This is a genomic window from Mesorhizobium sp. CNPSo 4661, from assembly GCF_057784215.1.
The window spans coordinates 25305-41053 of the sequence record NZ_JBWGIO010000030.1 but is presented as its reverse complement, the minus strand read 5'-3'; the positions used below and the strand labels follow the sequence as shown (position 1 = coordinate 41053).

Annotated in this window: 17 protein-coding genes; 9 read left to right on the top strand and 8 right to left on the bottom strand. The window is 60.2% G+C overall.

Annotated features, from left to right (window positions below):
* From AC0YKC_RS30745 to AC0YKC_RS30730, 4 genes are all read right to left on the bottom strand, one after another.
* The coding region (locus AC0YKC_RS30745) for a PAS domain-containing protein (protein WP_488513754.1) at positions 1-707 on the bottom strand (707 nt) is incomplete at its 3' end.
* 95 nt (positions 708-802) lie between these two features.
* Positions 803-1018, bottom strand: coding sequence for a hypothetical protein (locus AC0YKC_RS30740; RefSeq protein ID WP_488513753.1), 216 nt, complete (start codon positions 1016-1018; stop codon positions 803-805).
* 23 nt (positions 1019-1041) lie between these two features.
* A complete protein-coding gene (gene groL, locus AC0YKC_RS30735) occupies positions 1042-2676 on the bottom strand; it encodes a chaperonin GroEL (RefSeq protein ID WP_488513752.1) in 1635 nt (544 codons plus the stop codon).
* A gap of 49 nt (positions 2677-2725) precedes the next feature.
* Entirely contained in the window at positions 2726-3064 is a 339-nt protein-coding gene (locus tag AC0YKC_RS30730; RefSeq protein ID WP_488513751.1) for a co-chaperone GroES, read from the bottom strand.
* A gap of 379 nt (positions 3065-3443) precedes the next feature.
* Here AC0YKC_RS30730 and AC0YKC_RS30725 point away from each other — a divergent pair, with 379 nt between their 5' ends.
* From AC0YKC_RS30725 to AC0YKC_RS30705, 5 genes are all read left to right on the top strand, one after another.
* Positions 3444-3815 (top strand): hypothetical protein, encoded by a 372-nt coding sequence (locus AC0YKC_RS30725; protein ID WP_488513750.1) that lies wholly within the window; start codon positions 3444-3446, stop codon positions 3813-3815.
* Entirely contained in the window at positions 3812-4180 is a 369-nt protein-coding gene (locus AC0YKC_RS30720) for a hypothetical protein (RefSeq protein ID WP_488513749.1), read from the top strand. Before AC0YKC_RS30725 ends, AC0YKC_RS30720 begins: the two co-directional genes overlap by 4 nt.
* Positions 4181-4271: 91 nt before the next feature.
* The gene (locus AC0YKC_RS30715) at positions 4272-4514 is read left to right on the top strand and encodes a hypothetical protein (RefSeq protein WP_488513748.1); all 243 of its coding nucleotides are present in this window, start codon (positions 4272-4274) and stop codon (positions 4512-4514) included.
* Positions 4511-4825 (top strand): hypothetical protein, encoded by a 315-nt coding sequence (locus AC0YKC_RS30710; protein ID WP_488513747.1) that lies wholly within the window; start codon positions 4511-4513, stop codon positions 4823-4825. Before AC0YKC_RS30715 ends, AC0YKC_RS30710 begins: the two co-directional genes overlap by 4 nt.
* Before the next feature lie 2 nt (positions 4826-4827).
* Positions 4828-5103, top strand: coding sequence for a DUF1488 family protein (locus AC0YKC_RS30705; RefSeq protein WP_006203073.1), 276 nt, complete (start codon positions 4828-4830; stop codon positions 5101-5103).
* Positions 5104-5935: 832 nt separating this feature from the next.
* On the opposite strand, the gene AC0YKC_RS30700 is transcribed toward AC0YKC_RS30705, so the two are convergent.
* The 3 genes from AC0YKC_RS30700 to AC0YKC_RS30690 all read right to left on the bottom strand — a co-directional run bounded on the left by AC0YKC_RS30700 (position 5936) and on the right by AC0YKC_RS30690 (position 8918).
* Positions 5936-6118, bottom strand: coding sequence for a hypothetical protein (locus tag AC0YKC_RS30700; RefSeq protein ID WP_488513746.1), 183 nt, complete (start codon positions 6116-6118; stop codon positions 5936-5938).
* Between the two features lie 1298 nt (positions 6119-7416).
* Positions 7417-7884: a metallophosphoesterase family protein gene (locus tag AC0YKC_RS30695; RefSeq protein WP_488513745.1), complete on the bottom strand. Its 468-nt coding sequence runs from the start codon at positions 7882-7884 to the stop codon at positions 7417-7419.
* Positions 7885-8009: 125 nt separating this feature from the next.
* Positions 8010-8918, bottom strand: coding sequence for a ribonuclease Z (locus AC0YKC_RS30690; protein ID WP_488513744.1), 909 nt, complete (start codon positions 8916-8918; stop codon positions 8010-8012).
* Positions 8919-9265: 347 nt separating this feature from the next.
* On the opposite strand from AC0YKC_RS30690, the gene AC0YKC_RS30685 reads away from it, so the two are divergent.
* From AC0YKC_RS30685 to AC0YKC_RS30670, 4 genes are all read left to right on the top strand, one after another.
* On the top strand, positions 9266-9631 hold the full coding sequence (locus AC0YKC_RS30685) for a YybH family protein (protein ID WP_320293575.1): 366 nt from the start codon (positions 9266-9268) through the stop codon (positions 9629-9631).
* Between the two features lie 46 nt (positions 9632-9677).
* Positions 9678-10301, top strand: a complete 624-nt coding sequence (locus AC0YKC_RS30680) for a 2-hydroxychromene-2-carboxylate isomerase (RefSeq protein WP_320293576.1) — start codon at positions 9678-9680, stop codon at positions 10299-10301.
* Between the two features lie 58 nt (positions 10302-10359).
* A complete protein-coding gene (locus AC0YKC_RS30675; RefSeq protein ID WP_320293577.1) occupies positions 10360-11553 on the top strand; it encodes an MFS transporter in 1194 nt (397 codons plus the stop codon).
* Between the two features lie 1806 nt (positions 11554-13359).
* Positions 13360-14529 (top strand): acyltransferase family protein, encoded by a 1170-nt coding sequence (locus AC0YKC_RS30670; RefSeq protein ID WP_488513743.1) that lies wholly within the window; start codon positions 13360-13362, stop codon positions 14527-14529.
* Positions 14530-14575: 46 nt separating this feature from the next.
* Here the strand turns inward: AC0YKC_RS30670 and AC0YKC_RS30665 are convergent, their stop codons facing one another.
* Entirely contained in the window at positions 14576-15721 is a 1146-nt protein-coding gene (locus tag AC0YKC_RS30665; protein WP_488513742.1) for an acyltransferase family protein, read from the bottom strand.
* Between the last annotated feature and the right edge of the window lie 28 nt (positions 15722-15749).

Genomic DNA, 15749 nt, shown 5'->3' with positions numbered 1-15749 from the left:
GGGCCTTCCAGCACGGCTCGCGAGGCGCCGTAAGGCTCGAGTTGAGTTTGTATCGCCTCGCGCAGCGGGACGTTTTGCCAACCCCGTCGCGCGAGCAGGGCATGGGCCCGAGCCAGGGACTGGATCCGATCCTGAACCGAAGCGGCATAGAGAGCGGAATTGTCGGATTTCGTGAGGCGGACGATGCTGTCGACCAGCGCAAGAACGTTGTTGGCGCGATGATCTACTTCGAGCAGGAGCCGGTGCTCTGACGCTTCGAGAGATTGAATTCGGCGATATTCCGTGCTGTCGATCTGCGACCCGAAATAATAGGCGACGCGCTCGTCGTCGTCATAGACCGGACTGATATGAAGCCGGTTCCAGAACGGTGTTCCATCCTTCCGGTAGTTGAGCAATTCGACGCTGACCTCGCGCTGTTCTCGTAGTGCGGACCGAATTTCCGCCACCGCGGCCGGGGAGGTTGCCTTGCCCTGCAAGAAACGGCAGTTACGGCCTAACACGTCGTCTGCCTTATATCCGGTCAGACTGAGGAAGGCCGGGTTCGCCAGAACAATCGGGTAGTCGTCCGCGGTGGCGTCCGCCACCACCATGGGCATTCTGGTCCGCTGAAAGGCCGTTGCGGCCAATTCCTTCCAATCCGGCGTAGCGCCTCCCGTCACCGCGGCCGGCCGATCAGTCTTTACGTGGGACGTCCGTTTTGGGCTCATAGGTTTGTCTCTAGCTGCCAGCGTTTAGATGGAACGTCGGTTAAGCTAAAGTGTTGCAAACTGTGGATTATCGGGCCGCCGCGATGTCGACCGGTTCAGGCCTGCAGAATGAAAAACACCGCCGCCAGGACAAGGGCTGTCCACAGCACCACGCCGAGCTTCAAAGCCAAGCCCCCGTGCGATGAAAGGCTCTCCCGCATGTCGGCCACCACATTCTTCAAGCTCCTGGATATGGCCGGGCTCGCTGCGACGGCGGCCGGCGACTTGACCCCAAGCCTGCCGAACACCGGAAACAGCGTCGGTTCACGCACGGGCTTATCCTGGCGCCAGGGTCTCAGTATGCCATTCCGCCCATGCCGCCGCCGCCAGGTGAAGGCGCGGCATCCTTGGCAGGAATGTCGGTGATCATGGCCTCGGCCGTGATCAAGAGCGCGGCGATCGAGCCGGCATCCTGCAGTGCAGTGCGCACCACCTTGGCCGGGTCGACGATGCCGGCCTTGATCATGTCGACATAGCCCTCGTTCTGGGCGTCAAACCCCTGATTGTGATCCTTGCTGTCGGTAAGCTTGCCGACGACGATCGAACCTTCGACGCCGGAATTCTCGGCGATCTGTCGGATCGGCGCCTCAAGCGCCCTGAGCACGATCGAAATGCCGGCGGTCACATCGGCATTGGCGCCGGTCAGGCCCTTGAGCGCAGACCTGGCGCGCAGCAGCGCCACGCCGCCGCCCGGAACAATGCCTTCCTCGACAGCAGCGCGCGTGGCGTTCAGCGCGTCGTCGATGCGGTCTTTCTTTTCCTTGACTTCCGACTCGGTGGCGCCGCCGACGCGGATCACCGCAACGCCGCCGGCGAGCTTCGCCAGCCGTTCCTGCAGCTTTTCCTTGTCATAGTCGGAGGTGGTTTCCTCGATCTGTCCCCTGATCTGGCCGATGCGCGCCTGGATCGTCGCCTTGGTGCCGGCGCCATCAACAATCGTGGTGGTGTCCTTCTCGATCAGCACGCGCTTGGCGCGGCCGAGCATTTCTAGCGTGACGTTTTCGAGCTTGATGCCGAGATCCTCCGAGATCATCTGGCCGGCGGTGAGCACGGCGATGTCTTCCAGCATCGCCTTGCGGCGATCGCCGAAGCCCGGCGCCTTGACAGCCGCGACCTTGAGACCACCGCGCAGCTTGTTGACGACCAGCGTGGCGAGCGCCTCGCCTTCGACGTCCTCGGAGATGATTAGCAGCGGCCTGCCGCCCTGCACCACCGCTTCGAGGATCGGCAACATCGCCTGCAGATTGCCGAGCTTCTTCTCGTGGATAAGCACATAGGGCTCTTCCAGTTCGACGCGCATCTTGTCGGCATTGGTGACGAAATACGGGCTGAGATAGCCGCGGTCGAACTGCATGCCCTCGACGACGTCGAGTTCGGTGTCGGCGGTCTTGGCTTCCTCGACGGTGATGACGCCGTCATTGCCGACCTTGTCCATCGCCTTGGCGATCATGGCGCCGACGCTGGCATCACCATTGGCGGCGATGGTGCCGACCTGCGCGATCTCGGCCGAGGACTTGACCTTCTTGGCCCGAGCCTGGATCTCCTTGACCACAGCCGCAACCGCCTGGTCGATGCCGCGCTTGAGGTCCATCGGGTTCATGCCGGCGGCGACGAGCTTGGCGCCTTCGCGCAGGATCGAAGCGGCCAGCACCGTGGCGGTGGTGGTGCCATCACCGGCAAGGTCATTGGTCTTCGAAGCCACTTCGCGCACCATCTGCGCGCCCATGTTCTCGAACTTGTCGGTAAGCTCGATTTCCTTGGCCACCGTCACACCGTCCTTGGTGATGCGCGGCGCACCGTAAGCCTTGTCGATGATGACGTTGCGGCCCTTGGGGCCGAGCGTCACCTTGACTGCGTTGTTGAGGAGCTCGACGCCGCGCAGCATGCGGTCGCGGGCATCAGTGGAGAATTTGATTTCCTTGGCAGACATGATTGATCATCCCATTCAAAAATTGGAGTGAGCCGTGAAGCGTGCCCGGTCAGGCGGCGTTCTTGACGGCCACTGTCTTGTCGACAATGCCGGTCTCGCTCTTGTCGATGATCCCCACGATGTCGGCTTCCTTCATGATCAGAAGGTCCTCGCAGTCGATCTTGACCTCGGTACCCGACCATTTGCCGAACAGGATGAAGTCACCGGCTTTTGCATCGGGCACGATCAAGGCGCCGCTTTCGTCGCGTGCGCCCGGGCCGACGGCGATCACTTCGCCTTCCTGAGGTTTCTCCCTGGCATTGTCGGGAATGATGATGCCACTTCTGGATTTGGTGTCGCCTTTGGCGCGCCGGACGACGACGCGGTCGTGGAGTGGCCGGAATTTCATGGGGGAACTTCTTTCTGGGGCCGGCATGGGCGGCCGCTGCTCCTGTATAGGCGCGTTGGCACTCGATAGATAGGAGTGCCAGAATTAATTCTCGTGGATGCCCAAACAATCGAATGAAATAATTTCGAGCCGCGCAGAAATTCATTGGCGTTGGCGGAAAACTTTCTGCCACCTTGAATTTCACGGATGCCGATTTGTTATTTCAAAGCTCAAATAAAAAGTGTCGCGACCTTGTTTGCAACTCAATTGAGGCGCATATGTAAAGTTCGTTGATTTGGTCGAGTTGGCTTTGTGTCAGAGCCCCGCCATTCACCACCAATTCTCGAAAACGAGTGCATGCGCCGGTCCGGCGCACATTTCGTCCCGTTCGAACCCTGGAATGAAACCGACGCTGACCACGGATGTACTGGCAGCGTCGGGCATCGTTCCGGCGGTTCGAGTGGGAATGATACGGAAAGGCGCCGTGCGTTTCCGCGGAAAGCCGCAATTGATGACCAGCCGCACCATACCCTCAATCGTTCGCTTCAGGGCGGCGTTTTCGCTGCCCGGCCTCGATACGCCGCAACCACCTGGAGAGTATCGCGTCGATCAAGACGAGGAAGCCCTCGAAGGGGCTTCGCTGATCGCATGGCGCCGCGTGGCCACCTTCATTCACCTGCCGGCGATCTCCGCCGGCGGAGCCACGCAGCAGATGGTGCCGATCGATCCGGCATCGCTTGAAGCCGCACTGGAGCAGGACCAGAGACAATGACGAGAACCACCACCTTGATGCAACGCAACACACGCCCGATCCGCCGCGAAGCTGCAACGCATCTGTTTGCCGTAGAACAGGCTGTCCGGCTGAAGGGCGGCTTTGGCACGTTCTCAACGACCGCGGAAATCTACCGCATCACGGCCACGCTCCCGCCGAGGGGAGATTCGCTGCAATACCGCATCCGCAGCGACGGCGAACGTCATGAACGGGTGGCGACGCAGGACAGTCTCGAATCGGTCGACAGGTCGCCCGGTGACGCCATGACACTCATCGAAAGGACGTTCGCACATGCCAAAGGGACAGAAACGCTCCAGCCGGGAAATCAGGAAGCCGAAGCAGGAAAAGGTCCTGCCCAAAGCTGAAAGCGTGTTCGGCACCCAGACCAGGCTTGCCGCCAACATCAGTTCGCCGCGCGGCAGGGCAGGGGCAAGAACTGACGCGGCGGGACGGGCGATGAAGATCCTGATCGAATTCTATCGCACAAGGGAAGCGGACGATGCGCATACCCTGATCGGCCGCGAGACCGTGGAAGCGGTCGACCTCGACGATGCGATCGAAATCGCCAGGTTTCTGGCCAAGACCCTGAACATGCCCCCACGGCCAGACGCCATGACGATCGCCGACGCGAATGGCGCAGCACTCTATTCGGGCGCTCTCGCCACGCAAGCGGTCAATGTGGAAAGGCCAGCATCATGAATGCCCGCAACACCGAAACCGATCGGCAGCGCAATGCCGCCGCGCCTCGGATCTGGGAAAACGAGGGTGGCGCGCCGGGACGCGACTTCACAAACCGTCAATATGGCCGCCGCGTCGAAGCGGATCGTTCCTGGACCGTCTATCGCGTCTTCACCGGTATTCCGGCGCATGAGGACGGCGTTGCTATGACCGGACTCAACCGTTCGGATGCGACGCGCAGCATGTTGTCCCTCAACCGGGGCAATACCGAGCGCCGCAGGGCGCGGGTTGCCGCGCCGCCAATTGTCCCGCACGAGACAGCAGCGGGCTAGTCATGACGCTCTCGTTTCCCAACCCCAGCCGCAGCTTTGACGAAACCCGCAACGCCGTCCGCTTCACTGGCCATGACGGCATGTTCGAAGTGCGCTTCTTCGTCGAGATCGAGGCGCTGGCAAAATCCGACAGCGCTCTGGCCGGGACAGCGGCGTCGGAAACAAAATACCTGTCAGCCTTCGACACCTTGCGATCATCCATCCACAAGGTTGCCGGCAAAGCCTACTCCCGGGACCGCCGCAGTTCCTACACCTTGACTGCCGCGGATTTCCGGTAGGGGCGTCCTATCAGGAACGTTCTGTTGCGACATGAAAGTCAACTCCTGACGCAAAAAACGGCCAAGGCGGCGCCGCAGTCGAGTGTCAGCTTTCGGGTTACGGCCAGCAACGTCGTTGTGTCCTGGATGGGGTTGCCAACGGAATGGCACTTTTCTGGCCAGTTCGTTTCAGAACCGGACCCTCTGCTTCCGGCCCCAAAGCGGCCGCGCAATACGCATTCATCCATACCTTTTTAGTCGCCCTCCCGTTCTTTAGGTTCGCCAGACCATACGAGATCATACGAAGGATATGGGTTGGCTAACCATCCGCTAAACCATTGATTTTCTTTTGCAATCTCACACCCTCTGCGACTAATATAATCGTTATTTATCAATATGTTACGAGGCAGTTCGCCAAAGTCGATTCAAGAAGCCGATCCGGCCACCCACCCATATTCCGTTTGTCGTCTGCCGAACGGCAGTTTTGCGCCGGTGGGTTCAAGGGTCGCCGCAATACTCCTAATGTGAGAGGATGAGGAGGTGTTGCATGGTGACGTTACGGATCTGGTTTACGTCAGCGCAGAAGGCCGAGCTTTGGGCCACCGCCACGCCCCGATCTTTGATCAATCTCACCGCCTCAAGCTTGAACTCGCGGCTGAACGTCCTTCTTTGCATTCCCACTCTCCAGTTCCGTCAAACACCTTATCCAGGTGTCCACGAAACTGGCAGCAGGCCAAGACGCTGGAAATGACGACGGCCAAGGCCCGCTGGCGTGTCTATGCGAGAAGATGGACACCGTTGCGCCAAAACCCGGCAGTGGCGGGCCTTACAAAAAGAAGGCCGCCTAAAAGAGCTATTTGCCCTTGTCTTTCGGAACTATCGAGAGCTTCGGCTTGTGAGCTTCATTAATGATCCTGAGAGCTTCGTCTCGGGTGATGCCGACCTTACGAGCGTAGAAGTCAGCCTCTCGCTCCCGTTCGCCATCTAAAAGGGCTTCAACTGCTTGCTTTTGCTTTCGCTTCGCCTTTTTGCCCATGTGCCGAATCATAGCACGTTTCAGGTCTTAGCTGAATGACCGCCTCGGAGGCCCGTCAATTCGAAACTGAGACACCACCGCAATTGAGGTGTAGCTCAGTTGGAAAGCTCCTTTTGCGGTTCGGGCCTAACTCCAAAGTGCTACGCATGGCGGTCGTGGCAGTACCTAGCCAGGTGAACCGCGCTGCTAGCGCCTTATTGGACTTAGCGACATGCTGGAACCGCTAGGATCGAACTTGTGGATTGCGGATGGCGGGATCGTCTCGTTCAAAGGATTCGATTACCCGACACGCATGGCTGTCGTGCGTCTTGCCGATGGGGGCTGTGGTTGTGGTCGCCGGTCGAAAGGACGGCTGAGATTCGAGCGCTGGGATCTGTTCGGCATATCGTCAGCCCCAATCGCCAAGTTCAGGGAGCTCCATCTTGCCGGAAGTCTGACTGACGAGCCGCCACTGGTGGCGTGACCCAGGCGTCATCGTAGGCCTGCCCATGGGGCGGGTTGTTCCGCGGTCAAAACGCACGAGAAAGCAAGCGATATGCAGAGGCTTGTCGATCCCAACGCCGAGCGCGTTTAATGCATTGCCGCCGACCGACGATCCGGAGGCCGTTGCGCTGGGCGTCTTTTCGACCACATTGGCGCTCTTCACTTGGCCCGCGCCGTGGAAGGGACCGAATTGTCGGACCGCATGCTCGCGGCAGGGAAAGCTGCGGCACGGGCAAGCGTGCGGCCGACGGCCCGATCTGCGGTCAGCGTCGACCCTCATCGAGCATCGGCATCTTTCTAATGGAACATTCGAGCACGGCTCCGGTTTGGACCAAATGCCGGACGCGAAGTAGTTCGCGTCATGTTGGGAGGCCTGGAGCCCGTTCTAATCCCTTCGGGCGGGCTCTTGCCAAACCCAGCGCCAAGACAAATATCAGGATGGGCGACCTCCTAGGAGATCGCCATTGGCAAGGAATACCCGTTTTCGGAGGCGCGTTCGGCGGCAAGCTTGCGGCTGGCACAGGCCTATCGGTTTATTGTTGCCTCCCCTGCGAGCGCAGGGCGGTGCGTGACGTCGCCGCGCTGGCCAGGCGGGTTCGGTCCCGATCAGCCTTGCCTGCAATTAGATCATCTGAAAATCATCTATTGCCGCGAGTGCCGCAGCGCCGGCCGGGACGATCGCAACATCCCCAGTGCGGTTCCTTCGATGGAAAGGTTGGCAATTTGGTCCAAATATCCCGAAAGCACATGTTCAGCTTTCAGCCCATTCCAGACATTTCTTGGCGTCCAATTCGCCTCAGGGTGCGTGCGACGCATCAAGCGTCGCCGAGTTCGTGAATGACTGGTTGCATGTGGCTAGGCGTGACATCGACCGTCGCCAACGTGATCGGCAGCTTGAAGCGCCGCCGGCCGGCGCTGCCGGGATTTAAGTAGAGCACCCCATCGACAGTCTCGATCTTTGGAATGTGAGAGTGGCCCGAGATTACCATGTCGATGCCAAGCGCGGCCGGCGAGATCTGCAGCGTCTTCAAGTCGTGAAGCACATAGACCGTTCGCCCCGCAAGCCGCACGAGCTCAGTCTCAGCGTACTGCGCGGCCCAGGTTCCGGTGTCCACGTTTCCTCTGATGGCGGTGACCGGCGCAATCCTTCGAAGCGCGGCGATGATCTCTGGCCTGCCTATATCTCCGCCGTGAATGATATGATCGACACCGGCTAGGCGACGCTCTGCCTCGGGCCTCAACAAGCCGTGTGTGTCCGAAATGATGCCGATCCTGAATGTCATCGTTCGAGCTATGGGAACCCAAAGTGCTTTGGGATCAGATACGATCGATCTAGGCCCCGTACCCGGGGGCGCGAGTCCACTTTACCTTTCAAAAGCGGACATTCTGAATTTATGAATACGCGCCCCTAGACCGTAAGGATTGTGAAATCCGTTGCGACCGCGGAGTTCGCAAACGTCTGCATGGCCTCGGCTAGGATTTCCTCATCAGAATAGCGGCCGGAGATGTGGGTGAGAACGAGTTGCTTCACATGGTTGTTCGCCGCCACCGATGCGGCTTCCGCCGCTGTGAGATGGCCGTACTCGCGGGCCATGCCTGAATCTCGTTGAAGGAACGTGGCTTCGATGACCAGCAAATCGGCGCCGCGTACCTGTTCTCTCAAACCATCGGTGGTCTCGGTATCGCCGATAATGACGAGCTTCTTGGCGCCTTCGGGCTGCCCAAGAACTTCTTCAGGTGCAACCGCCTTGCCATCGCAGAGGATGATGGAGCGGCCCTCCGCCAGTTCCTTTCTGATTGGACCATCCGGCACACCCAGCGCCGCCAAACGGTCCGGGCGAAGGTGTCGACGCGGCGGCGTCTCGAATACGAACCCGTAGCTATCGGTATCGCGATGTCGGACTTGGAAGCAGTCGATCCTGAACTCATCTGCGTCGACGACCAAACCCGGCGTCAGCGGCACGAGATCCAAAGAGATCGGCGACCGACCTTCGCCCCATAGACCCGCGAGCATGCGGGCAACGACGTCGAGGGTTTCCCGGCTTCCGTGAACGGACACGAGTTCTTCGCTCTGCCTGAGCCGAAGTGTCGAGAACAGCCCCGGAATCCCGAGCACGTGATCGAAGTGCGCATGCGTGAGAAGCAGACGGTCGAGCCGCCTGAAGCCGGCTCGGGCACGCAGCAGCTGTCGCTGAGTACCTTCGCCGCAATCAACCAAGATCCGCTGGCCTCCGGATTCAATGAGGAGACTTGGATGATTGCGTTCGGCCGAGGGCACGCTCGCCGAGGTGCCAAGGAATGTCAGTTTGAAGGTCATGAGGCCAGTGTAACCTCATGAACCACCAAGCAAAGGGCCTGCGGGAACACCCTTTGATACGTGAATCGATCTCATGGACGATGGCCTGATCATTTGCCGGGGCCACTTCAACGGCTGCTTTGCGCCTTAACTCAGACGTAGAGCCCGCCTTTGCGATATCCCGTAAGCGGACACATGTGCGCGGTGTGAGGTCGCAAACTGCCAGAAGGGAGACTGACACCCCCACCATGGGGCCACCGCGATGACGGTTAGATGGGAAGATGGCCGGCGGCCGACCCCGCATGGGAGAATTGTCGCATGTCTGAGAAATTGCTAATATAGCAATCTCACCCCTGGAGGGGCCGGCGGTGTCGATCCACGAGGAACTGCAGATTTTCTGGAATGCCTACGTGGCCGCCTATCGGGCCGGCGACGCCAAAACATGCGGCGCGATGTTTACGGCCGATGCCGAATTACATTCGCCTTATGCGCCTCCTGCTCGGGGCCGCGACGCGATCGAAGCCCTCCACGCAACCTGGACGAACGGGCACAGCGAGGCGACCGACAAGAAGATGACAGTGATGCACGCGGGCAAATCTGGTGACTTGGCTTGGTGCCTGGCCACGTACACCGAGGGGCTAGAAGTCGGCAACGGTACATCAGTCGACGTGTTCGAGCGGCAGCCCGACGGGTCATGGCTCATACGCGTGTGCAGCCTTAACAGCACCGACTGAGGCATTGGTTCGTGTCGAATCGGCTGCGGCCGTGGAGGCGGTGGGAATGAAGCAGATCGACTTCTTCTATTTCTTCGGGAGCGGCTACGCATATCTGTCGGTGATGCGCATTGCCGCGATGGCGAAACAGTCGGGTGTTGCCGTTCGATGGCGCCCCTTCAATGTCCGAACCGTGATGGCCGAGAACAACATTGCCCTCCGCACTCAGGCGGCAAAGGTGAAGTACATGTGGCGCGATGTGGAGCGGCGCGCGGCGACGCACGGCGTGCCTTATGTCAAGGCGCCCATCTGGCCGACCGATCCGGACCTTCTGGCCAACCGGATCGCCATGGTAGCGGCCGAAGAGGGCTGGTGCGAGGCCTATACCATCGCAAGCTTCTCGGCATGGTATCTGGAAGGCATGGAACTGGGTAGCCGCGCCCATTTGGGCCATGTGCTGGCCCCCCTCGGTCAGGATGTCGATGATGTGATTGCCAAGGCCGACGGCGCCCGTGCCCACGAGCGGCTCAAGGCTGAAACCGATGCGGCCCGCAGCTATGGCATTTTCGGTTCCCCGGCCTTCGTCGTGGATGGCGAAACGTTTTGGGGTGACGACAGACTCGAAGAGGCGCTGGCCTGGGCCGTTGGCCGACATGATCTGCAAGCGTTGAACAATGGTGGACGGGACTGAGCCCGCGACGCATTTGGTGAAAACCATGCGCCGATCGTCAGTCCTAGGGAGGATTCAAGTGCCGCGCCGCTGGACCATTCTTGCTGTCTTGTTTGTCGCTCGTGCCGCCTTCGCGTTCCAGTTTGGCAGCGTAGGGGCCGTAGCGCCGCAGCTTAGCCAAAGCCTCGGTGCGAGCCTGGCCGACATCGGCGTCCTTATCGGGGTCTATTTTGCTCCGGGCGTCCTGCTCGCCTTCCCCGGTGGTACCATCGGACGCCGCTATGGCGACAAGGCGATGGTTCTTGCGGGACTCCTGGCGATGCTGGCAGGCGAATTGCTGATGGCCTCGTCGGCGTCATGGAGCGTGCAAATCGCAGGCCGACTGATCGCCGGCGCTGGCGGCATTCTCCTGAGCGTCCTGATGACCAAGATGGTCGCCGACTGGTTCACCGGCCGCGAAATTGCAACAGCGATGGCCATTTTCGTTAACTCGTGGCCGGTGGGCATCGCAATCTCGCTCATGCTCCTGCCATGGATCGCAACGAGGTTCGGCCTTCATCTCGTCAACCTTGCTGTCGCAGGATGGATTTTGATCGGCCTTGTCCTCATGGCCTTTTTCTACCACGAGCCGGAGGCGGCCGCCTCCGTTGAAGGCGAACGAGGAAGTGTGACCTCGGAAACGGTCTGTGCGGTGATTGCCGCTAGCTCGATCTGGTGTCTCTACAATCTCGGTTTGGTGATGATCTTCAGTTTCGGCCCAACGATGCTCGTCGAGCAAGGTTGGTCCATGGCTGCAGCTGGACCAACGATCAGCATCGTCCTCTGGCTCACGGCAATTTCGGTTCCCGTCGGGGGCTTCCTCGCTGATCTGACCAAGCGCGGCGAAGCTATCGTTGTCGCAGGTTGCATTGGCTTTGCGCTGTTGACGGTTCTTCTGTCGCGAAGCGACCAGGTGCTTCCCGTCGTCATTGCCGTCGGGGCCGTTTGCGGCTTGCCTGCCGGGGCGATAATGAGCCTTCCTGCGCGTGTGCTCGAGCCGAAGACACGGGCGGTCGGAATGGGGATATTCTATACGGTTTTCTATGCTGGAAGCCCGGTTGGTTCCGCGATCGGCGGAAAGCTTTCCACGTCGTTCGGTTCCGCAAGCGCCGCGCTCGACTTCGGCGCCGTCATGCTCCTGGTCTGCCCAGTCATTCTGTGGTTCTTCCGCCGTATCGTTGCAGGCCAATCGGCTGGCACTTCCCTCGACATAGAACGCACAGGCAAACCTTAGGTGATATCCCAGGCCATGGTGTTGCTGCATAGCGCGGTGATCACCAACGGTCCGCACGGCAGACTTGGTGGGTGGATTCGTCGCCGGCGCGGTGATCGGCGCATCAATCGCTTACTACTGGTCCCAGTGACTGCTGCCACGGCAGCTTCGGCGATGTGCTGCCGATATTAGACGGTCCGTTCTCGGCCCCGAAGTGACCCGCCGCAATGGACGCTCTAGTCGGTCGCGCTTTGACGTGGCTATCGATCTGGTCGATGACCGCCTGCCATGCATCGTCGCTTATTGAATTGAAGGCCAGAACAGAATTATGCCGCAATCCAGAAATGCGATCAGTCCGATTGGAGGATGCATTTGAAGCAACGGAACGTCAGATTGTTCGTTTCTGCCGCGGTATTCGCCGGGGTCGCTATGGCAAGCTCGGCGGACGCGAAGTGTCTCGCCCCGAATGGTGAGTTCGAGTTGGGCCAGTACTCCTGTCTGGCGACAGGCCCCAATAGCTATCTCGCTCGTTGCGAAAACGACCAGAACGTTTTTTCCTGGAACAGGATCGCCGATTACTGTCCTGGCGGCGCTACCCGGATACCGAGGGCTGCCTCAGCCTCGTCCTGTCGAGGTGACGGTCAGATGTTTCCCGCGGGAAGTTTCGCTTGTTTGGCCGTGGCGGGGCAAGGTCACCTCGCGCGTTGCGACATGGTGCTTAATAGCCCTTCGTGGACGAAAATGCAGGAAGGGTGCTCAGCACTGCCATTTCAGAAAGCCGCGGAAGCCCCGCGACGCAACTGGCTTAAGAAGTCATTGGACCTTCCCCGTGGCCTGCTGAACCAGCTCTGATTGCGGCGCGAAGCGTCAGTCGGCACTGCGCCTGGATCTCGCCGCCCGCCGATTCTCGCCAAGCCTGGAAGTTGCCGTACTTTCACCTTCGGCCGGCGGCCAACATGGACATTTCCCCCGGCGGCTTTTCACGCCGTCGATTGGACGAAGATGAAAATCCGTACGGACCAGGCAGCCCTCGCGATAGGCGACATCAGGTGCGCCAAGGTCTGGAAATGCTCGACGACGAAGCGACACACGCCAAAGCGCGGACGGCACCCCCCAACGTGACCTACGCGGCGCGTCGTTGAGCGAAGAGGCGACCCGGCCGGGCTCGACGAGGGTCGAGGGCAGTCACGATGCTGTGGTGGTGATCACAGTAGACGCGATCCGCCGAAGTTGGCCCAGCACAAAAACGATAACCGCCGGGCACTGATGGGTCTTCGCTTACCGGGAAGCGGCACTGATAGACGCCTAGTTGGATGAGGGGGACGTCTCTCGAAGTCAGTCTGATATTTTCACGCATGATGGTCTTCAGGTTCCTAGTTCATAAGCCGATACCGGACTGACGGCCGCAGCGCGACCGCTCCGAGGCGAGCTTTTCTCGTTTTGAAAGGCTATGGGTCGTCATATGGTGTTGGTCGCGGCATCAATGAAGCCCCAGGCCCTGCTATACGAAGCCGATAGTTTGCGACTTAAGGCCACACCTTCGGCTGCCGAATGGCAGCAAGTCGCTGAACTCCCCCAATGGCGGACGGTCGGCTTGCGGCCCCAAATAGGCCATTCGCAACATCGCGAAACTGGTCAGGTTGTTACCCAGAGTTTCGGGCCAAAGCCCCACACCATCAGCGGGTATTCCTCCCCTTGCTCAGATCCAGCCTCAGCCCGTAAGCCGGACTAGGTGGGCCGATATGACGCGCGTGACCGCATCAAATTTCAGCTGACAGACCATCGAGGGTTGACATTCTGGGCTCGCTCGCCATGCTGCAGTGCAGCATGAACGATAGCCTTACCGATTCATCGCGCATCGAATGCCTGGATGGGCTTCGCGCTGCCGCCGCGTTGTGGGTGCTGGTTGGTCACTGCCTGCTCCTGACAGGCTGGCATCTCCCGGTGCTTGGCGACCCTGCGCTGGGCGTCGATCTCTTCATCATGCTGTCCGGCTTCCTGATGGTGTTCCACTATCAGTTGCGCCAGGACAAGGAGCCTTGGCAAAGGCCTGAAACCTGGCTGAAATTCTGGACGCGGCGTTATTTCCGCATCGCGCCGTTGTTCTACGTCATGATGTTCTTCGCGCTGGCGCTCGGCCCGTATCTTTATGAATCGCGGACGGTCATCGACGCATTCCTGGGCCGTGTGCCGCAGGCGCCCGAGCGCTTCCTCGACAGCAGCCTGAAGAACATCGCCGCCCACCTGACATTCCTGTTCGGCCTTTCCCCGAACCTTGCCTACCGGACGCCGCTGCCCGACTGGAGCCTCGGGCTGGAAATGCAGTTCTACGCGGTCTTCCCGGCGCTCATGCTTTTGGTGCGCCGTTTCGACTGGGTCTGGAGCGCGATAGTCGTGGCGGCTCTCGGCGCCTTCGTGGTGATGATCCTCAATGCGATCTCGGTCCATTTCCCGATGCCGTCGTTGCTGCCGCTGAAGATCCAGGTCTTCCTGTGCGGCATGCTTCTGGCGGGCGTCCTGGCGCAAAGGCAACCGCGGCCACTGCTTCATCTGGCCTTGGCCATGGCGCTTGCGGCCATCCCCTTCGGCGACGGCTACGGCCTCTCGAAGTTCTTGATACGCGAAGCGTTGGTGCTTGGGTTCTTTGCCCTTGTCCTCTACCGGATGCTGCCCGGCACGGCGGGTGCCATGGCGCGAACGATCGCCGTCGCATTGGGCGGAGGCGTGTTCCGTGTGCTCGGCGAATTGTCTTACAGCATCTATCTGATCCACCTGCTGGTGCTGCAGCCAGTCGCGGCATTCATCATTGCCCGATTTGGCGACGGCCTCGCGCCGCCGCTGCGCTTCGCCATCGTGCTGGCGATTGTGCTGCCGGTGGTCTGCGTCCTGTCCTTCGTTACCTACAGGGTCATCGAAATGCCTGGCCAGCAACTCGGTCGCACGGTTCTGCGCCGGTTCGCCCGCAAGCCGCTGCTGAAGCCAAGTCCTGCCGAGTAGCATCGGCGGCGCATCGTCGATCGCCGCCGGCGCGGCAGGGCATCGGCTAGAACTGCGTCACCCCCTCGCGTGCGCGCCGCAATGAAAGCAGATGCCGCAGCAGCGTCCGGACATTCTTGTCGTAGACATAATGCGCAAGCGCCGAGACCGCGATGACGAGAATGGATGTTCCCACTACGAATAGCAGGCCGTGCTGATCCCACTGGGTTCCAGTGATGGATTCGTCCAAGACATTCACAATCCTGATCAACGGCGTGTGAAGCGCATAGATGGCGTAGGAGATGTTGCCCGAGAAAAGGGCGATCGCGCGCCAGAAGCCCGAGAGCCGCAAGCGGGAAGCCGTGAGAACAAGCCAGGGCCAGACCAGCACTATAATCGCAAGGTCGTACAATTGCGCATTTCCGGCGGGACGGAAGATCATCAGTCCCGCGCAAAGCGCCAGCAGGATCGGCATGTAAAGATTGCCATCCCGGCTGTCTCCGGTCGCATATCGCCGCAGATAAACGCCGAGGAAGAAGGAAAAGGCGATCCGGGCGGGAGCCGCGATCGTGCCGTCCCAATGGGCCCCGCCACCCAGGATGACGCCGTGCCAGGCCATCAGCGCCAGCGCCAGGAAACCAAGGCTGAAGATAGCAGCCAGCGAGCGGCGAGCAAGCTTCAGGGCCAGCGCGGCGAAAACCGCGTTGGCGACCAGTTCATAGAAAAGCGACCATGCCGGACCGTTCAGCGGAAAAAGCACATCTGGGCCGACCGACAGCGACGGCGGCGTGGGAAGGAAAAGAAGGGAAAACGCGAGGCTCGCAAGCAAATCCAGCCGGGAATACGAGCTTAGCCCCTGCGTTGCGATGACCGCGCCCACGCCGACCATGGCGACACCGATTGCGGCGAAATATAACGGGTAAAGCCTGAGGATACGGGCCTCCGCGAATTCCCAGAAAGACATCCCTTTCCGGAACTTCTCGTCATAGGCGTGGGCAATCACGAAGCCGCTCAGCAGAAAAAACAGGTCGACGGCCAGGAAGCCTGACGGCGCCAGCTCAAGATGCCGCGCCGTAAGCTCGCTGAAATGGCCAAGCATCACAAGAACGGCAGCGATGCCTCGCAGTCCATGCAACGCGTCGAAATGGCTCGTCTCGGGTCTCAGATTCCGCTCTCCGGTCGTCCTGACCCCGCCAGCGTCACCCAAACCCATCTACGCATCGATTGTTGCGTCGCACAAG